At 34.3% G+C, this 20,422-nt stretch carries 16 protein-coding genes; 8 read left to right on the forward strand and 8 right to left on the reverse strand.

Translation table 11 applies throughout. The annotated features are described in order from the left end of the window. Window positions 1-3: 3 nt before the first annotated feature. From NST00_RS07365 to bioD, 5 genes are all read right to left on the reverse strand, one after another. Window positions 4-2,097, reverse strand: coding sequence for a carbohydrate-binding domain-containing protein (locus NST00_RS07365; protein WP_340709824.1), 2,094 nt, complete (start codon window positions 2,095-2,097; stop codon window positions 4-6). 677 nt (window positions 2,098-2,774) lie between these two features. Further along, entirely contained in the window at window positions 2,775-3,773 is a 999-nt protein-coding gene (bioB, locus tag NST00_RS07370) for a biotin synthase BioB (RefSeq protein WP_016838636.1), read from the reverse strand. Then, complete coding sequence (locus NST00_RS07375) at window positions 3,770-4,348, reverse strand: biotin transporter BioY (RefSeq protein ID WP_016838637.1); 579 nt, start codon at window positions 4,346-4,348, stop codon at window positions 3,770-3,772. Before NST00_RS07375 ends, bioB begins: the two co-directional genes overlap by 4 nt. Beyond that, complete coding sequence (gene bioA, locus NST00_RS07380; RefSeq protein ID WP_016838638.1) at window positions 4,345-5,715, reverse strand: adenosylmethionine--8-amino-7-oxononanoate transaminase; 1,371 nt, start codon at window positions 5,713-5,715, stop codon at window positions 4,345-4,347. The genes NST00_RS07375 and bioA overlap by 4 nt, the downstream gene beginning before the upstream one ends. Next, window positions 5,687-6,388, reverse strand: coding sequence for a dethiobiotin synthase (bioD, locus tag NST00_RS07385; protein WP_016838639.1), 702 nt, complete (start codon window positions 6,386-6,388; stop codon window positions 5,687-5,689). The genes bioA and bioD overlap by 29 nt, the downstream gene beginning before the upstream one ends. Window positions 6,389-6,738: 350 nt before the next feature. On the opposite strand from bioD, the gene NST00_RS07390 reads away from it, so the two are divergent. The 4 genes from NST00_RS07390 to NST00_RS07405 all read left to right on the forward strand — a co-directional run bounded on the left by NST00_RS07390 (window position 6,739) and on the right by NST00_RS07405 (window position 11,014). Further along, a complete protein-coding gene (locus tag NST00_RS07390; protein ID WP_016838640.1) occupies window positions 6,739-8,439 on the forward strand; it encodes an S-layer homology domain-containing protein in 1,701 nt (566 codons plus the stop codon). Window positions 8,440-8,714: 275 nt separating this feature from the next. After that, entirely contained in the window at window positions 8,715-9,062 is a 348-nt protein-coding gene (locus tag NST00_RS07395; RefSeq protein ID WP_016838641.1) for a hypothetical protein, read from the forward strand. A 44-nt stretch (window positions 9,063-9,106) separates the two neighbouring features. Beyond that, window positions 9,107-10,096: a ketoacyl-ACP synthase III gene (locus NST00_RS07400; protein WP_016838642.1), complete on the forward strand. Its 990-nt coding sequence runs from the start codon at window positions 9,107-9,109 to the stop codon at window positions 10,094-10,096. Window positions 10,097-10,333: 237 nt separating this feature from the next. Then, window positions 10,334-11,014 carry a DUF554 domain-containing protein gene (locus tag NST00_RS07405; RefSeq protein WP_016838643.1) on the forward strand — a complete coding sequence of 227 codons (681 nt, stop codon included), beginning with the start codon at window positions 10,334-10,336 and terminating at the stop codon, window positions 11,012-11,014. A gap of 362 nt (window positions 11,015-11,376) precedes the next feature. Here the strand turns inward: NST00_RS07405 and NST00_RS07410 are convergent, their stop codons facing one another. Both NST00_RS07410 and NST00_RS07415 read right to left on the reverse strand, forming a co-directional pair. Beyond that, window positions 11,377-13,128 carry a B12-binding domain-containing radical SAM protein gene (locus tag NST00_RS07410; protein WP_016838644.1) on the reverse strand — a complete coding sequence of 584 codons (1,752 nt, stop codon included), beginning with the start codon at window positions 13,126-13,128 and terminating at the stop codon, window positions 11,377-11,379. A gap of 112 nt (window positions 13,129-13,240) precedes the next feature. After that, the gene (locus NST00_RS07415; RefSeq protein ID WP_016838645.1) at window positions 13,241-13,732 is read right to left on the reverse strand and encodes a hypothetical protein; all 492 of its coding nucleotides are present in this window, start codon (window positions 13,730-13,732) and stop codon (window positions 13,241-13,243) included. Window positions 13,733-13,997: 265 nt separating this feature from the next. Between NST00_RS07415 and NST00_RS07420 the strand changes: the two genes are divergently transcribed. The 3 genes from NST00_RS07420 to NST00_RS07430 all read left to right on the forward strand — a co-directional run bounded on the left by NST00_RS07420 (window position 13,998) and on the right by NST00_RS07430 (window position 17,998). Next, window positions 13,998-14,768 carry a metallophosphoesterase family protein gene (locus NST00_RS07420; protein ID WP_016838646.1) on the forward strand — a complete coding sequence of 257 codons (771 nt, stop codon included), beginning with the start codon at window positions 13,998-14,000 and terminating at the stop codon, window positions 14,766-14,768. 150 nt (window positions 14,769-14,918) lie between these two features. After that, the gene (locus NST00_RS07425) at window positions 14,919-16,910 is read left to right on the forward strand and encodes an ABC1 kinase family protein (protein ID WP_016838647.1); all 1,992 of its coding nucleotides are present in this window, start codon (window positions 14,919-14,921) and stop codon (window positions 16,908-16,910) included. 200 nt (window positions 16,911-17,110) lie between these two features. Continuing rightward, window positions 17,111-17,998: a 5'-3' exonuclease gene (locus NST00_RS07430; RefSeq protein ID WP_016838648.1), complete on the forward strand. Its 888-nt coding sequence runs from the start codon at window positions 17,111-17,113 to the stop codon at window positions 17,996-17,998. Between the two features lie 44 nt (window positions 17,999-18,042). On the opposite strand, the gene NST00_RS07435 is transcribed toward NST00_RS07430, so the two are convergent. Next, the gene (locus NST00_RS07435) at window positions 18,043-18,561 is read right to left on the reverse strand and encodes a C39 family peptidase (protein WP_016838649.1); all 519 of its coding nucleotides are present in this window, start codon (window positions 18,559-18,561) and stop codon (window positions 18,043-18,045) included. Between the two features lie 323 nt (window positions 18,562-18,884). Between NST00_RS07435 and NST00_RS07440 the strand changes: the two genes are divergently transcribed. After that, window positions 18,885-20,363 carry a methyl-accepting chemotaxis protein gene (locus NST00_RS07440; RefSeq protein WP_016838650.1) on the forward strand — a complete coding sequence of 493 codons (1,479 nt, stop codon included), beginning with the start codon at window positions 18,885-18,887 and terminating at the stop codon, window positions 20,361-20,363. Window positions 20,364-20,422: the final 59 nt, after the last annotated feature.

The following is a 20,422-nucleotide window of genomic DNA, read 5'->3' on the forward strand; positions in this document are numbered from 1 at the left end:
TTTTTATAGTGGAGCCCTCATTGGTTCGTTGTGAAAGAACAGATTGACTTTGTGATTTTCTTTAATAACATTATTCTCATGTAAAAAGGTCATTGGGGATGTAATAGTAAATTCCGCTGAAAATTCCCCGTTTTGATAATTTGCATTTTGATAGAGTCCATCGATACTTTCACCAGATAAAATACCGCCATAATGAAGGGTATATGTTTGGTTCAATTTCAAATCAGGAGTGCTAATGACAATCGATTGGAATTCTTTTTCAGGTTTAACAGCAATAATTTCATTCTCCTTTGAATCGGTGATATAAAGGCTTGTATTTGCTTGTTGCTCTTTAAGAAAAGTCATCATAATTGTGTTTTGACTAGAATTATTGGAAACCCCTTGTGCTTTACCGTCGCTGCCCGCAGCTATGAGGATACCGCCTTCCATCAGAAATGTGTGGTCATAGTCTAATGGACCATTGTTGTTATTGGTTGGACCATAGACAATCACCGTACCACCTGTCATTCTAATGGAACCGTTCGAGTCGAGTCCGTCACCATCTGCATTGACGTATAAATAGCCACCTTCAATTAATAATAATCTTTCGTCATTGTTCGATTGATTTGTTTGTGAATTTTCGCCTTGTATATTCACTCCATCATCTTCCGCAAATACATGGTACGTTCCATCACGAATAATAATTTTTTTCCCTTCAATGCCTTCATAACTTTTTGCAATGTTTACATTTCCGCCTTCTAGTGTAACGGTATCATCAGCGTGAATGGCATCGTCTTCGGTAGAAATGTGAATGATACCATCTGATATAAAAATATCTTTACCATGAATGGCATCATCGAGTGAGTTGATGTTGAATGTTCCCCCCATAATCGAAATGCTTGTGCCTGCCTTAATTCCTTTTGTGCTTTTATTACTCGGAACTCGATTATTTTGAAGAATAGGTGAATTCATTTCTTCTTGTGGTAGTGGTTGTTTTACAGGATTGGGTGATGCCGTAGAAAATTGCGGTAGCATTGACCCGTTCATTTGCTTATCAGAGAAACTAGAAGAATCAGAGGGCATTGGTATGGAAATTTGTTGTAACATTTCGGGATTCGCTTGTAAAATGGCTAGCGCTTTATCGTATGTTTCCACGCCTTCCAATTGTTTTACTTCATCAGAAACTTCAATATGATGAAGAAGATATTCCATTAATTCTCGATCATTAAAATTCGTCCACGTTGATATTTCTTCAGATGTTTCAATTCTTTCTTGACCACCGCCACCTGTAGTAATAGTATATTTTCCTCCTCTGATAGCAACGATTTTTTCGCTTTGAATCCCATCGCCACCTGCATTGATTGTGAAGGTACCACTTTCTAATACGATAAGACCTTTTGACTGAACTTCATGGTTGGTGGATTTTAGCCCATCACCGCCAACCGTTAAATTGATTATTGCATCTTTTATGGCTAGTAAGTCGCCTCCGATGATTCCGTCGTCAGGTGCGGTAATGTCGATGGTTCCTCCTGTTATTTTTAAATCGTCGTTGCAGTTAATGGCATCGTTAAAGTGGCTTTTAATTGTTAAGGTACCGGGTCCGTTGATGGTTAAGTCATCTTTACTATAGATTGTAGCGGTTGGTTGATCTGTAACGTTTTCATAGACATACTCGGATGCATCCGTAAGGGTATTAATTGTATTTTCTTCAAGAGTGATGATGGTTTTATCTGCTTGTTTAATATATATTGGGGAAGTGGTAGATGAATGAATGGTGGCACCATTGAATACGAGGCGAACATTTCCGGAATCCTTAGTATCAACGATTATTTGCCCGTCATCCAGTGCACCTTCAAAGACATATGTGCCAGTTGTATAAATGAAAATTTGATTTCCTTCTACAACGGCTCCATCATTTCCATCGATTGTTGCAGTTATTCCTTTTAACTGAATCAAAGTAAACGTATCTTCTTGCCAAGGAGAGTAGTAGTCGCTTTTCTCATAAGAAACAAGTTTCGAGATGTCCTTTTGCTCCTCTACCGCTTTGTCTGTACATCCACAAATTAATAAAAAAGAACAAAGGGATAGGAACATGATTATCATTTGATTTTTCGCCATCAAATTCTCCTTTATTTTTACTAGGCTTACTAATAAATGGTTCTACTGTTTTATTTATGCTGTAAAATTCTTCTCATAACCTGCTAAGTTTGAGTTTTGAATGATTTTCAGTTACTTGTATTTCGAATGCAATTTCCGTCTAAGGAGGATAATAGTCAAAGGAGTAAACATAATAGTTAATCGATAAAAACAGCCTAGAGTGACGGGAGATAATAGTCAAACTTCCGAAGATAATAGTCATTCACGAGAGGATAATAGTCAAAGGGGCAAACATAATAGCCAATCGATAAAAAAAGCCTCGAGCGATGGGAGATAATAGTCAAACTTCCAAAGATAATAGTCATTCACGAGAGGATAATAGTCAAAGGAACGAACATAATAGTCAATCGATAAAAATAGCCGCAAGCGATGGACGATAATAGTCAAACTTCCAAAGATAATAGTCATTCACGAGAGGATAATAGTCATTCACGAGAGGATAATAGTCAAAGGAACGAACATAATAGCCAATCGATAAAAATAGCCGCAAGCGATGGACGATAATAGTCAAATTTCAGAAGATAATAGTCATTCACGAGAGGATAATAGTCAAAGGAACGAACATAATAGCCATGCCTCCAAAGAAAAAAGAGCGAAACAACTATTCGCTCTTATTCAATCATAGAGGGTATATTCCATTAAACATTTAATAATTCCTGTTGTTTTTCAGTGAGTTCAATTTCAAATCCTAAGTCCTCAAGCATTTTATAATCTTGATTTTTTTCTTGTCCTTCCGTTGTTAAGTAATCACCGACAAAGATGCTGTTTGCTGCGTATAGTCCAAGCGGTTGCAAGGAGCGCAGATTTACTTCACGCCCACCAGAGATACGAATTTCTTTTGTTGGATTCATGTAGCGGAATAATGCAAGCACTTTTAAGCAATAGCGAGGATTCAGCTCATTCGTCCCTTCCAGTTTTGTTCCCTCAATGGCATGTAAGAAGTTAACTGGAATTGAATCTGCATCAAGTGCTCGTAAAGCCCGAGCAATATCAACTACATCTTGCTTTGTTTCTTTCATTCCGATAATGGCGCCAGAGCAAGGTGAAAGGCCGTGTTTTTTCACGATATCGATCGTATTGATCCGGTCTTGGTACGTATGAGTTGTCGTAATGAATTCGTGATGTCTTTCTGAAGTATTAATGTTATGGTTGTATCGATCAACCCCTGCTTCTTTTAACTGTTCTGCTTGTTCCTCTTTCAATATCCCTAAACAAGCACATACTTTTAATCCGTACTTTTCTTTAATTTCTTTTACTGCTTCACTAACCACGTTCACATCTTTTCGAGTTGGACCGCGGCCGCTTGCAACAATGCAATAAGTGCCAATTTTATTTTCAAAAGCAATTCTCGCGCCTTCTAAAATTTGTTCTTTTGTAATAAAAGGATATTTTTCGATAGGGGCTGTGGATTTTGAAGATTGAGCACAATAGCCGCAATCTTCAGGGCAGTACCCGCTTTTAGCATTCATAATCATGTTCAATTTCACTTTTTTGCCGAAGTAGTGTTTACGAATCGTAAAAGCTCCATGTAATAATGGCAGTAGTTCATCATCGTCAGCGTTCAAAATCTCCATTGCTTCTTCATTAGAAAGTTCTTTTCCGTTAATAACTTCTTGTGCTAAAGTTTGCCATTTCATTTAGGTACCTCCAATACATTGAACATTTTTTTATTTAATAAGAAGTAAATTCTTCTTGCAAACAGTCCAGTAACTATTGCTAATACAATGTCAACACCAACAGTGCTTAAAAAAGCAGTCATAAATACGGTTGATGCACTTGTTGGCATGTCCAGCAAGAAATTTAGTGCAAAGTATACGTATGGCGCACCAATTGCATAAATAACGAAAGTGCCGACTAAATTTGCAACAACAAATCGTAAGCGGGAAGGTTCTTCTCCTCCACGTTCAATGATGTATCCTATAATAAAAGCACCAACAGCAAAGCCGACTAAATAACCGAAAGTAGGTTGCAATACATATGTCAGTCCTCCACCTTGAGTAAAGACAGGTAGCCCTGCTAAACCAACAAAGATATATACTAATTGACTTTGTAAACCTCTTTTACTGCCTAAAATGGAGCCAGCTAAAAAAACAATGATAATTTGCATTGTAAATGGAACGATTGGCAATGGTATTTTGATAAATGCTCCTATCGCGGTCAATGCAGCGAATATCGCTACTAATGTAAGTGAAAAAATCTGTGAATTTCTCATATAATTCCCACCTTTTTCTTTTTGAAAAATTCGACAATTTCTTCTTTAGCTGTATTAACCATCCATTCTATTTCCTCTTCAGAAATGATATATGGTGGCATGAAATATAAAATATTGCCAAGGGGTCTTAGTAAAATTCCTCTATTTAATGCTCTTTTATAAATTCGATAGCCGATTCGCTCTTCACTTGGGAGAGGGGCTTTTGTTTTTTTGTCTGCAACTAATTCAATTGCGCCAACAAATCCTGTTTGTCGATATTCACCGACATATGGAAGTGAATCGAAGGCTTCGTGTGCTAATTTATTTAAAAGTTTTGCTTTCTTTGCAATTTTTTCTAATACTTGCTCTTCTTCAAATATGGCAAGCACTTCTTGGGCCGCTCGCAATGCAAGTGGATTGCCTGAGTAGCTGTGGGAATGCAAGAAAGCTTTCATTGTGCCGTAATCGTCATAAAACGCATAGTAAATTTTGTTTGTTGTTAGCACTGCTGAAAGCGGCAAATATCCTCCGGTAATGCCTTTCGATAAGCAGAGAAAATCCGGTGTTATATCTGCTTGTTCACATGCAAATAACGTTCCAGTTCTTCCAAAACCAACCGCAATTTCATCCGCAATAAGATGCACGTCGTATTGATCGCACAATGTCCGTAATTTTTTTAAGAAAACGGGAGGATACATATTCATGCCGCCTGCAATTTGAATTAACGGTTCAATAATGGCAGCAGAAAGAGTATCAGCATGCATCTTAAATTGCTCTTCCACAAACATTGCACAAGGAGCATCGCAAGTACCTGGATGTTCAGCAAATGGACAGCGATAACAATTTGGTCCTTCTGCTTGAACAACATTTAATAAAAGAGGTTGAAAAACTTTGTTATATAAATCTACCGCCCCGACTGACAAAGCTCCGAGCGTTTCTCCGTGATAAGCATTTGTAAAAGTTAAGAAGCGTTGTTTTTTTGGTTGTCCAGTTTGAGCACGATATTGAAAGCTCATCTTTAACGCTATTTCAATGGCAGCTGAACCGTTATCTGCAAAAAATACTTTTTCTAATCCATCCGGAGTTTTTTCAACCAGTTTTGTTGCCACATGTATAGCTGGTTCATGGGTAAAGTTCGCAAAAATTACATGCTCTAATTTTTTTGCTTGGTCGGCAATTGCCTTGTTAATGCGCGGATTGGCATGGCCAAATAAGTTGACCCACCAAGATGAAACGGCATCTAAATAGCGATTTCCTTGCTTGTCATATAGCCAAATGCCTTCACCTCTCTCTATAACGATTGGTGGAAATGTTTCATAGTCTTTCATTTGGGAACATGGGTGCCAAATATATTTAAAGTCAAGATCTTGTAGTTCGGAGTAATTCACGATTCATCAGCCTTTCGAAAATCGTTTCTTCATCAAAGCTTTCAATCGTTCGATTTCCTTCCACAACGACAAATTGTTGATGGGGAATAAAACGTTGTAAAGTTTGAATATTATTTTTTTCGATTTCACTATGTTCGTATTGGTTGATGACGATTCCGAGCAATTCAATTCCTCTTGCATTTAATGCGCCAATTGACAACAATGTGTGATTGATTGTGCCAAGTTTCGGATGGGTAACTAATACAACAGGTAGTTTCGAGCGTTGAATGATATCTAGTAAAGTTAAAGAAGTATGAGATTGCAGAGGTACATAAAGTCCTCCAGCCCCTTCACAAATCACAACATCATATTCATCCTGTAATTGTTCAATTTTATTGAGTATTTTTGCTCCGCTAATCCACTCTCCCTCAAGTTCTGCTGCATAATGAGGAGAAGCAGGAGCGGGGAAAGAATATGAATTAATGGAATTAGGCGATAATGGTTGCAAACTATAATTTAGGTAACTAGACGTATCATGATAGTAGGTTTTATTGTTCTTTTTCATGACGCCTGTTTGTACCGGCTTATAAGGAACCACTTTGAATCCTTTTTTTTGCAAATAGCGCATTAATAATGTGGCAATAAAGGTTTTTCCTACATCTGTGTCTGTTCCAACGACCCAAAAATGGTTCAAAACATCACCTTCTTAGTTGTTTTTTTGTTAACTGGATTAATTCATAAGTTAACACAATTTATTTTCCACGTAAATACCAATTTTTGAATTTTATATTCGAATAGGTAATTGGGAGGCTTTCATAAACAGAAAGTAATGGGTGGAAGAGAGAATACTATTTTGAAACAATATGGAACATTTCTTTTGTTTATACGGACTAATAAATAGGGGGTTGGAATTTGTATTATTTTCCAAACGAAAGATAGACTGGAATTAATTGCTGAAACTATCATCTATTTTGTAGAAAAGGTATAATTATCATATTGAAGCGGATGACGTTCATTTGATTAATGCATATTGGAGGATTTTTTATGAAAAAGAAAAAATGGTTGAATTTATTTACCGCAGCGACTGCTGTCACGATTGCTGCAACAGCAGTTCCCGTTGCTTCAAGTGCGGCACAATTTTCAGATATAAAAGGTGACACTCATGAACAGGCAATTGTTCAATTAGTGGATGCAGGAATTATTAAAGGATATCCTGATGGGACATTTAGAGCTTATCAAGATTTAACGTGTTCCGATGTAGTGAAATTGATTGGTAGATTTATAAAGTTACAAGGCTATGAAATTCCTAGCGATTATAAAACGAATATGCGCTTTTTAGACCTTTCTAAAAATACGGATGATGAGTTGCTTCAGTATTCAGCACTAGTAAAAGATGCAGGGATTTTTGAAGGGAATCGATTAAATCCAACACAAGCAATGACCCGTGAAGATATGGCGGTGATTTTAGCAAATACATTATCAAAAATTTATCAAGTTGACGTTCATCATTATGTTGATGCTCAATCTTTTGAAATTGAAGTGACTGATATACAAGAAGCGAAAGAAAGTGCCCGTTCATCAATTCAAGTATTAGACTACTTTAACATAACGAATGTAAAAGAATTCAAACCCAAAGCTACTTTAAAGAGAGGGCAATTTGCTTCATTTTTACAAAGACTGATAAACACTACGCTAACGGAAAAACTCTTCCAAGTGAAAAAGGTTGAAGTAGTAGGGAACGAAATCGTAGTTCAATTTAATGAAGCAGTCAACTTGCCAACATCAACTAGTTCGAAGGAAATAGCAACATATTTCAAATTAGTAGGATTAGAAAATGAAGTATTTGCAAAAGGTGAATTAAATAAAGAGGGGGATTCATACACAATTACCCTTAATTCAAAAAATGAAGGAAACTATCGCTTCGAAATAAAAGGGGTACCTTCAAAATCAGGAAAAATTTTACCAGCATTTGACAAACGAATTAGTATTCAGAAAACTGAAGAACCAAAAGAAGAAACAAGGTTTGTAGTAGAAAGTGAAAAATTCGTTCTTGGAGTTACTCCAGATGGTCAAATAGTAGATAAATATGATGCAAATATTAAGGTTTATGGTTTCGTGAATCATGATAAAGTCGAATTACCAAGCAGTGCTTACACCATTACAACGAATAGCAAATATTTAAATGTAGATGGTAATAAAGTGACTGCGAATGTTGATGCCATTGAAGCAGATGGTATTTTAGATGAGGAAAATCAAACTTATGAAGCTGATATTTTCATCACCATTAACCAAACAGGCGAACAAATCAAGCATACTCTTACACTTTCAAGTGAAAAGGTAAAGGTAAATGGTAAATTCGTTTTAATCAATAAAAATTCTTTAAGTCAGAAAGAATTAAAAGAGATTGATGTAGAAGTTTCTGAATATGGTTTAGTATTAACAGCAACGGATTTATTCAAAGAAATCTATGAAGAGGGTTATTTTGAAATAGAGGATCAATACGGTAAAGAAGCAAACTTTAATCCGAATACAGGGCTAGTTACCTTTGCAGACGGATCCTCAAGGGAAATTCGTCCAATTATTACAAACATTAATACTACAAATGATCAATATGAAATCTCCTACAATGGAACAATAAACTTAATGATTGGTTTAGGAGAAAAAGGGCTATCCCGAGGAGACTCTTTCAATTTAAAATTAAGCATTGATGATGCAACGGTTATTGTAAAAGTTTATATGAGATAAATTTGTAATTAGGGATATTAAACTAGATTAGGGTTTAGTTTAATATCCCTTTTTTATTATGTTTCAAAAAAATTGATAGTTATTTCTAACTTTTTAAAAAATTCCGCAATAGGTAATTGATATTTTTTGATGAACTTGATATATTACTATTGGTATAAATTGTTATACTTTGAAAAATAAAACTATTATACTTATAGTGTTATTGAATTATTAGGTATATAGTTTTATTTTTCTGATTTATTATTACAAATTTATTATTGGAAGGATGGAATAGTATGAGAGAAGGATTTTACTCTATTCAAGTAAATTCAGTGCAAAAAGTAGTGAATATGGTTGTAGGAGGCTCATTTTCTCCAGAAAAAGTGCAACAATTTTTAAATGATTACCATAAGAACCTTGATCCGATTCCAGCTAGTCAATATGAATTACGCTTTGATTGTCGTGATTTAAATGTTATAACGCAAGATATGATTCCACATTTACAAGGATGTTTCGAACTTTATAAAACTACAGGGTTTAAAAAAGTAGTTGTGGAAATTAAACAAAGTGCAATTATTAAAATGCAATTGAATAGAATTGCAAAAACTGTAGGTTTAGAGCCATTTGAAGTAGTTGAAGTATAATTGTTCTTCTCGTTTCAAAGTTGTATAGGAGGCTTTTAGTAAGCATGACGCATGTTCAAATAAAAGAAGTGGAAGTCTATCATCCAAATCATGTTGTAAATAGTCAGAAGTATATTGATTACTTTAAAGAAAATAAAGGGAAAGATATTTCTAATTTATTAGAAACTTTAGGAAGAAAGAATTATTATCAAATAAATAATTCGGAAGAAAATAGTATAACGATGGCAATCGACGTTTCTAAGCGAGTTTTAGAGAAAGCAGGAGTAGAAGGAAAAGATGTCGATATGATTATCTTTTCTTCCCAAGTACCTGAGTTGACATTCCCTACAAATGCAATTTTTGTTCATGAGGCAATTCAAGGGAAAAAAGATTGTATTGTTTACGACAGTAATGCTAACTGTGCAGGAATGACGATTGCGGTTGAACAAGCTTCCCGATACTTGTTAAGCAATCCCCACATCACCAATGCATTAGTAGTAGGTTCTGACTATTTGTCTCTTGTTGCAAATCCGGATGAAGAAATTACATATGCTAGCTTTGGAGATGCTGCAGCGGCTGTATTTCTTGAAAAAACGGAAGAAGATACAGGGTTTATCGATGCAATTTACGAAACGGATTCTTCTTTTAAAGAAAATATTTTATATCCAGATCAAGGTTTTTCTAAATATGTATTGAATAAAGAGTTTCCTGGTTATATTCGTTGGCTTCCATTCGATGGTGCTGTTTCATTGCCGTATGCGTATGAAAAAATAGAAAAACTTTTGCATCGAAATAATTTACAAATTGAAGATGTGGATGCATTTTGCTTTTCACAATTTGCCCTATCAAATATCAAAAATCTTCAAGAAAGATTTAATATACCTGATGAGAAAATTATCTATATAGGAGACCAGTATGGTTATACTGGAACAAGCTCACCATTCGTCTCTCTTTATGAAGGAATTCAATCCAATCGAATTAAGCGAGGAGATATCGTATTGTTCTGGACAATTGGTGGTGGGCACGAATTTATTGCAATGCTTTATAAGTATTAATACATATTAGAAAAAATATAAAATGATAGCCCCGTAAAAGTTAAACACATTACGAAACTTTTACGGGGGTTATTTTTTGTACATTGATAATAGAAATATGTGTTAAAACTTTTTAAAATTCTATTAGTATAAAAGTAAAATATGCTTCCTAATATAAGTTGTGTTAAAATTCTTTAATATTACAAAATTAATATTATTAAAGGATAGTTTTGTTACTTTTGATGGGAGTGTTAAGTGATGATTGGCACAATCGTAAATACAATTTGTATTCTGGTAGGGAGTTTTGTAGGAAGCGCATTAAAAAAGGGAATTAAAGAAGAATATCAATCTGCATTATTTACAGCCATGGGGTTTGCCGCTACTGCTTTAGGAATCAATGCGATTGTTCAAAATATGCCGAATAGCAAATATCCGGTCTTATTTATTGTTAGTTTATCTGTTGGTGGTTTAATTGGGACCATTATTGATTTTGATGGGAAATTTAAGAATGTTGTTGATCGGTTTTCTAAAACAGATTTAAGTAAGGGCTTGTCTACAGCCATTTTGCTATTTTGTATCGGTACTTTGTCGATATTAGGTCCGGTGGAAAGTGCTTTAAATAATAATCATACATACTTATTTACAAATGCTACGCTGGATTTAGTGACATCTATGGCTTTAGCTGCCACTTATGGAATCGGTATCGCTTTTGCTGCAGTTGTATTGTTTATTTGGCAAGGTTTGATTTATTTATGTGCAAAATATATTGAACCATTTTTAACAGCTGAACTAATGACGGAGGTTTCCATCGTAGGAGGCATTTTAATATTAAGCTCTGGATTATCGATTTTAGGGATTAAAGACAGCAAATCGTTAAATATGTTGCCAGCACTTTTTGTTCCTGTACTTTGGTTTATTGGATTAGCATTGTTTCAGTAAAAGTTAATGAATAGAAGGAAGGATTTTCAATACTACTGGGAGATTACCCAAATAAGTAGGGTTGCTATCTGAACGAGCTAAGGTGGTATATGCACAAGCAAGGGTGGTATTTGCACGAGCTGATGTATTATCTGCACGAGTAGGAGAGTTTTATGCACAAGCAAGGTAGTTATTTGCACAAGAAGCACCGTATCTTCACGAGTAAGAGTGCAATCCACACGAGCAATGAGAAAATCCATGTTTTAATAAAAAAAGTAGCATAAACCATCATTGATAAACTCCCTATTAGATAAACAGTTTTATTTTTTTTACTGTCTACCTAATAGGGAGCATAACAAACATTCGGTTTGTACTACTATTTTTTATTTTATGAGGTTTTTTGGAAACGTTGCAAAGTATGGAGTAGTTCCTTGTCTGAAGAAGACAAACAAATACGTATCACTTTCAACAATTTTTCCTTTTTTATATTCATCATAATCTATACTAAATGGAACGATAAGTGAATGCTTCACAAGTTCCTTTTCATTAATCTGCAATTGGGCAAATTCTTCTCCAACAATATTAGGAGATTCAATTAATTTCTTATTTATTGCTTTCAATTCTTCTTTTGGAATTCGTTCTTCCCACCAAAGCTTTCGAGGGTGGAATTGTTGCTTCGATAAGAAATCGAGCTTCATTAAACTATGAACGATACCTAAATTCACGTTTGGTAACGTGCGTAAAAATTCATCCAATCTCGTAAATAAGTCCTCCAATTGATGACCTATTCTCGACCATCCTTTTTCTTCCCAGAAAGTACCAAAGTTTTGGAAGAAATCGAATGGGGTTTCAAATACTTCTGACACTAGGTATTCAATTGTATCGTCCATTCGATGAGCATTCCAATATTTTTCGAGCACATCTTCCGCTTGTTTGATGCGAATAATTTCATCAAAGCTTAATACGTTGTTTGATAAAATTTCATAAGGTGCGATATCAACATATGTATATCCAAACTTTTCGGCTTCAATTCGTAAACCTGTACCGCGCAATAGTTTTAAGAAGCCGAGCTGCAATTCCTCTGGACGCATCGCAAATACATCATTAAATGTTTTGCGGAAACTCTCATAATCTTCTTCAGGAAGTCCAGCAATTAAATCTAAATGCTGATCGATCTTCCCGCCTTCTTTCACCATTGTGACCGTTCTTTTTAATTTTTCAAAGTTTTGTCTACGTTTCACCAATTCATTTGTTAAATCATTCGTAGATTGGACGCCAATTTCAAAACGGAATAAACCTGCTGGTGCATTGTCATTTAAAAATTGAATGACTTCAGGTCGCATAATATCAGCAGTAATTTCAAATTGGAACACCACGCCAGGTACATGCTCATCAATTAAAAATTGGAACATGTCCATTGCATAACTGCGACTAATGTTAAAAGTTCGGTCAACGAATTTAATTGTTTTTGCACCATTGGCCATTAAATAACGAATATCGTCTTTTATTTTTTCCCTATTAAAATAGCGAACGCCTACTTCAATAGAAGATAAGCAAAATTGACAGCTAAATGGGCAACCGCGGCTTGTTTCAATATATTGAATGCGTTTTGAAATAGAAGCTCGATCTTCTTCAAAACGGAATGGGCTTGGAAGTTCCCGTAAGTCAATTTTCTTTGGCTGTGGATGAATATTCATTTTTCCATCTTGTAAGTAAGCAATGCCTGGAACTTCTTCTAGTGGGATTTCTCCATGAACATATCGTAGCAATTGTTTAAAAGAATATTCACCTTCCCCCATAATGATGAAATCAACAAGCCCTTCCAATCGTCGCAACCAATAATGTACATCATAAGAGACTTCCGGCCCGCCTAATACAATTTTTGTATGTGGGCTAACAACTCGCAGCATTTGAATAACCTTAATCGTTTCTTCGATATTCCAAATATAGCAACTAAAACCGACTAAATCGGGTTTTCTTTGATGAAGATCAGTCACAATATTTAATGTCGGTTCTTTTATCGTAAATTCTACAATCGTTGGGTCAAACTCCGGACGTGCGAATGCTTTTAAATAACGAATGGCCAAGTTCGTATGAATGTATTTGGCGTTCAAAGTTGTTAATAATATATTCATCAGTCGAACTCCTTTAAATCCTATTGGTAGAATGAAATACTTTGATTACCATCACTATTATACACTGATAACTCTAGACTATCTTGTATTAAAAAAAATCAGTCACTTTCATCTATTCATAAATGATTTTCACGTGGTGATTTTCAACATAATTTGGATCATCTAAAGACAAAATATATAATTCCATTTCTAAATCATTTTTAAATTCGGGAAATTCGATGTCTTCTAATTGTTGGATGACTAGTTTTGCAGTGGCTGCTTTTTGTGGTGAGATTTCCTGTTCCAATTGATAAATCGCTTCATCTACCATCCGATCATCTACTGATAGTCTTTGTGCTTGTATTTTCATTGTATCTTTTCGTTTATTTAAAATGTCAAACGTAATCGTGACAGTTTGTTTCGATTGTTCTTTGTTTTTCTTCATGTTTAATATGGTGATTTTTACATTTTCATTATCAACGACTAATTGGTTGATTTCTCTAAATTCGTGATTAGATTTTTTTCTATCGTTTTCTGGCGTACCTAAGTTTGCTTCTGAGGGTACACCACAAGCATACAATATGAAGATAGGCAAGAATAAGAAAATTAGAAACAACTTCCTCATAAGAATCTCCTTTACCAAAGAAATAGATTAATTTTCATTATGAAATAATGTCGTATAAACTATACGTGATTCGATTCGTATGAATAAACATTTATAGAATAATTAAAATAATAAACTATTAGTCAATATGAAATTCTTAAATTGTATAGAATTTCGCGGAATATTCATATAATTCTGTAGTATAATTGAATAAAAATTGAACGGATTGAAAATTTTAGAAAACATTCAACTTTCTCTTTTGAGTGTTGAATAAAGAGGTGTATAAATGGATAAAGTATTTGCCATTGGAGATATACATGGAAGTTTTCATTTATTAGAGAAAGTATTGCAGTACTGGAAACCCGATGAAGAGATGCTTATTTTTTTAGGTGACTATATTGACAGGGGAAAGGATAGCTTAAAAGTATTGCGCAAAGTGATGGAGCTATCAAAAGATTATAAGGTGATTACGTTAAGTGGAAACCATGAACAAATCTTCTTGAACTGGTTAAAAAAGCCGAAAGAAATGGCAGAATTTTATTTCCATCCGAAAGTTGGAGGTGCAAGCACCATCCAAAGTTTTTATTCCGAATATTCCAGCGAACACGAACAAACTGTAGATGAAATGAATGTTGAACAAATAGTCGAATTTATCAAAACGCATTTTGAAGATGAAATTGAATTTATAAAAAATCTTCGTTTGTATTATTATTGGAATCCGTTTGTTTTTGTTCACGCAGGGATCAATGCAAAAGTAGAAGATTTTTTAGAAACAAGTACGGATGAATTTCTGTGGATACGTGAAGAATTTACGAAAGTCCCCCATAAAGCAAAAGAATATGTCGTATTTGGCCATACACCAACATTATTATTAAATGAAGATGGTTCGAGCAAAGTATGGATTTCACCTTGCCGTAAAAAAATCGGTATTGATGGAGGGGGAAATATTTATGAGGGTGGAAATATCCATGGGGTTCGTTTCCACAAAAAATCAACAGATATTGAAATATATTCTGTAAATGAAAGGGAGAGTATTACGAATTATTTTACATTATAGATAGGATTCACCTCCAAGTGAATCCTTTTTTGTATGAATTTCGTTTGGAAAATAGAAGAAATCAATTTAATAACAACGCTTAGGAATGACAAGAATGAAACTTTAGCCATACTAATTTTAATGGATATTCGATTGGAAGTGGTGAAGTGAATGAGTACAATTAGCGCACTTTTGCAAATATTAATTGTGTCAATCATTATATTTTTTATTAGCGGAAGGCTTATTGGTTCCAATGTGAACTTATTTAGAAGAGTATTGTCCGTCATCATCAGCGTCTCATTCACTACTTTTGTGTTTTGGTATACGTTTGTTCGGGAAAATGCACAATATCATACTGAAGATGGCGTTGTAAGTGTTGCAACGTTATTATGGATCGGAAGCATGTTGCTTATTTCCATGCTGATTTATTTATTCTTTGAGCTATTTGATCCGATTGCATTAGATGAAAATACTGGGCGTTATTCGGAAAAGAAGACGATTTTTAGGAAAGCATTGAATTATTGGCGTTATCAAAAGCGTCTACGAACGGTATTAAAAGTAGCTGTAACGAACGGCATTACAAGAACGGTAAAATATGCGCGAAGTCGCGATACAGATAGACAGTTAGCAATTGCATTGCGTTCTACTCTTGAAGAGAGCGGTGGCATTTTTATAAAGTTTGGACAAGTGTTATCAACTAGAAAAGAATTGTTTTCCCCAATCTTCATTGAAGAACTAAAAAAATTGCAGCAAAAAGTATCGCCAATGACCTTTGATGAAGTAAAAAGGATATTAAAAGAAAATTTTTCATGCGAAATCGATGAGGTCTTTTCTTTTTTTGACGAGAAACCATTAGCAGCAGCTTCCATTGGACAAGTTCATCGAGCGGTTTTAAAAAATTCTCATGAAGAAGTGGTTGTAAAAATTTTAAGACCGCAAGTAAAAACAATTATGAGGGAAGATTTAAGTATATTATTGGAATTTGCAGATTGGATTACGACGAAATCCCAGTGGGCTGAAAGTTTTGGGTTCAAATCGTTAGCAGAAGGATTTGCCAATTCAATGAAAGAGGAAACGGATTTCGAAATAGAAGCCCGCAATATGATCCAAATTCGAAATATATTAAAACGGAGTAAACTGAATGTCAAAATTCCACAAGTTTATGAAGAATTAAGTAATGAAAATATTTTAGTAATGGAATATGTAAAAGGTGTAAGCATTTCGGATTTAGATAAAATAGAGGATCTTTCCTTTGATCGAAAAGAGCTTGCGCGAACGATTGTTTATTCTTATTTAGAACAAGCGTTAATATCAGGAATTTTTCATGCTGACCCGCATCCAGGAAATATTTCTGTTAATCCAGAAACAGGGGAAGTAGCGATTCTTGACTTTGGAGCAGTTTGTCGATTATCAGGGCAACAACAAGAAGGATTAAAACTATTTTTCATGGGTATTCAGCAGGGAGATTCGTCGTTATTATACGATGCAATTTCCTTGCTAATCAAAAATAAAAATGAAATTAACCGTCAAGAATTGGAACAAGCGATTGGCCAAATTTTATTAAAAATAACATATGTTAATAAAGTTCCAACAGATGAAACGATTTATTCCATTTTTACAGTCATTAGAGAATCGGGGTTACAGTTTTATTCATCCGTCAGCTTGGCTCTCAGGGTAATCATTACATTAGACGGCACAATCAATATGATCGATCCTACTTTTAATATTTTTGAAGAAGCGAAGAAATTTACAAATGATTATATGAAATCTTCGTTAAGAAAACCGATTACAGAGCCAATTGAAACGATGGAGAAAATGCAAGAAGAATTGGCAATACTAATACCGAATTTACGAAAAATTCCAAGGCGGATTGACCAATTAATTCGAAAAGTTGAAGATGGAAAAGTGATCTTGCATCACGACATCTTTTCGGATAAAACCAACTCCAAATTTGTGACGCAATTGTTTTCAAAATTTGTCTTATTGATGGTGGGCATTACATTTGGAATTATTTCAACAGCACTTCTAGCCATTTCCCAATTTATTGAAACTGCCTATGCGATTTATTTAAATACAGCAGCATATCTCGGATTATTTTTATGTTCCATTTTACTTGTACGATTATCGATTCAAGCAATTCGCGATATGAAACGGAGAGATTAATGAAAGCACTTTTCCCATATGCAATGAAGTCTAAACTGATAGGAGGATAATATGTTCTATTTTATGAACGTATTATCCTCTTCTTTTGTTTGTCAGCAGTAGCGTCACTTAGAATTGTAATAGGGAAGGAGAATTTTTCCGTCGCAAATGGGCTGTCTCAACATGTTATAATGAATGAAGTAGAAAGTGAGGATTTTTGAATGAATAATCAACCACATATTTTAGTCATTGACGGAATGGCTCTATTATTCCGTTCTTTTTATGCCACGAGTGTAATAGGACATTTTCAATATTTACCGGATGGCAGACCATCAAATGGGGTGCAAGGTTTTGCACGACATGTTTTAACAGCCCAATCAATTATTAAGCCTAGCCATATTGCAATTTGTTGGGATATGGGAGCTAACACATTTCGCAATGAACTATTTGAAGGATACAAAACGAATCGAAGCGAGCCACCGGAAGAAATGATTCCACAATTTGACATGGCAAAGGAAGTTTCTGAGTGGATTGGCTGGAAAAACATTGGAGAAGCAGGAATGGAAGCGGATGATTGCATTGGTTCCATCGTTGAAAAATGGAAGGAAGAAGCCCAAATTACAATAATTAGTGGCGATAAAGATTTATTGCAATTATTGAATCCTTCGACGAACATCGCTTTTACAAAAAAAGGCTATTCTGAGTATGATGTCTATACAATGGAACGATTTAAAGAGGAATATGCGATTGAACCTCATCAATTTGTAGATGTGAAAGCATTCATGGGAGATTCGAGCGACGGCTATCCAGGGGTCAAAGGCATTGGACCGAAAACAGCGCTGCAATTGATTCAAAAATACGGTACTGTTGAAGGAGTATTACAAAATTTAGATGAATTAAAACCAGGTCAACGAAATAAAATTGCAGATAATCTGGAAATGTTAAAGCTTTCTTATCGATTAGCATCCATAGAAAAAAACATACCAATCAAAGAACGTTTAGAAGATCTCTCTGTACCTGAATATTCCGCTAACACTTTCAATCAACTAGCAAACAAGGGCTTTACATCCATTGCAAAACATGCCTATTCACTATATACATGTATATAAAGTATTGAGAAGGGACACAAACTTGTTTGAATGTTTGAGTCCCTTTATTTTTTCTTTCTTGGCTCAATTTTTACGAAGCTAATCACTTTATAGTTTTGAGAATAGGGAACTTTTCGTATTTGACTATCACGATTTATTCCCCCATTATCATGCACAATTAATAATAACTCATTTTGCTCAATTTCATAGCCAATGAAAGGAACCCAATGATAGGTAAAAGTAGGTTTTGATTTCCATTGTAGAGTAAAGTATTTATCAAATTTTATTGCTACTGGCCTGCCCTCATCGATTTGTTTCATCGCTTCCTTTAATGAACAGTTTTTTACAACCCAGTCCGTTCCTAAATAGTTTTGTAAATTTTTAATAAGCCTCCAGCGAAATAAACCGATTTTCGTTGTACCTAGCATTCGATAAAGAATATTTACATTCTGTGCAACATGTTTTCCAAACATAAATTTCAACATAACGAATATTGTAGTAGGTCCACAGGCAGAGTTTTGGTAGGATGGATAAACTTCAGGGCTGAACTGAGACATTCCTTCTAAAGGTATGAACTTTTTCATAGCATCACCTTGTTCAATATTATAAGTAATATAAATTTTTTTGAAAGACTAGGGCAGTAATGAACATAAAATGATGATTGCACTAAGTCTTACTGCAAGTTTTATTGATATAATTTTCAGAATTAATAAGAAAAATTAGAAAAATGAAGGAATTTTTGGTAAGTATATCGAATAATAAAGCAGAGTTGTATTTCCTAGGAAATATACTCAACTTAAATAGTTCGAATCTTGCATAAAATCATCAGTTATAGTGATTTTTTGATGTTTTTATTTGCGTGAATAATCAAATAGTCCTTACCACAAAAAGAAAGGGGAAGAATTGAATGTATCAAGATCAATACAACACTCACAGAGTTCATAAAGTCAATCTTCTACTAACTATTATTTTAGTATTTCTTATTTGTGTACCGATTGTTTCATCTAGGGGATTTGAAGAGGGAGCAATTATTATTGTAGCGGGCTTGATTGTTCTTGTGATGTCGATAATCACTTTCTTTTTACCAATCAATACATATGTAAAAGGCTTAACCATATCATTAATTCCAAGTATAGTGGTATTAGCACTCTTAATTTTGGATGGATTTTCTATTATTAAACACTATATTATTATTCTTACAATTGCGATGGTTACACTCTATTTTAAGAAAGAACTGATTTTAGCGTTAGGTCTTTTGCTAGATGTAGTATATCTCGTATTATTTTTCCTTTTGCCAGAAAACTTATTAGGACTGAATAACAATTTTTCTGGGTTCTTGACTGTCTTCTTTATCATAAATGCATTTATGGTTCTTTTATATTTGCTGATGAAATGGGGAAGACAACTGATTGTTGATGCATTTCAAAAAGAACTTGAAGCGAAAGAGGGAATGAATAAGTTAACATCCACTTTTGCATCCATCGAATCTGTATCTGATTTGCTTGATAACCATATTACAAAATTTAATACAGAATTAAATACGATCTTTAGTTCAAGTAAAGACATTGTACAATCAGCAGAACAAATGGGTACTAGTATACAAGAAGAGGCGAATAGTGTAAATATCATCAATGATTCAATGGTTCAATCATCAGAAAAAATGGGACAAATCGTTATCGTTGCTGAAGATATTGTAAAAAAATCGGAAAATATGAATAGAAAAGTACAAGAAGGTTGGAATAAAATCAATCAAGTAACTGATTATATGGATTCAGTTGGTACAACGATTAGCAATACAGTTATAACGGTTTCTGATTTGCAAACTAGTTTAGAAAGGGTAAATACATTACTCGAAAGTATAAAAGAAATTGCAGATCAAACGAACTTGCTTGCACTGAATGCTGCCATTGAATCGGCTCGTGCTGGTGAGCATGGAAAGGGATTCGCAGTAGTAGCGGAAGAAGTAAGAAAACTAGCTGAACAAAGTGCCCAAATGACAGAGAATATTAAATTGGTGACGGATGAATTATTCAACAAATCCAAAATAGCTCAAGAAAAATCAGCTCAAGGAGAAAGTGCGATTACGGAAGGTAGATTATTGCTTAAGGAAATTTCTCATTTCTTTGAAGAAATAAAAAGTACATTTACAGAAATTCATAATGGACTATCAATGGAAATGTCAGAAATCGAATTGGCAAATCATAATTTCTTTACAATTCGAAATCAAATTGAAAACGTATCTGCTATATCTGAAGAAAATGCTGCGTCAACGGAAGAAATAATCTCTACATTAGAAAATACACATGATTTAATCGCTTCTATACATTCATCAATAAACGAAATAAATGTATTAATTAAACAGTTGAGAGACTTGACAAAAAGTTAGTATTATCAGTTCTCTGGATTAGTTCATCGCGATGAATGGGAATGTTTACGATTAAAATT

The organism is Ureibacillus sp. FSL K6-0165 (assembly GCF_038004285.1).
In the GTDB taxonomy this organism is placed as follows: domain Bacteria; phylum Bacillota; class Bacilli; order Bacillales_A; family Planococcaceae; genus Ureibacillus; species Ureibacillus thermosphaericus.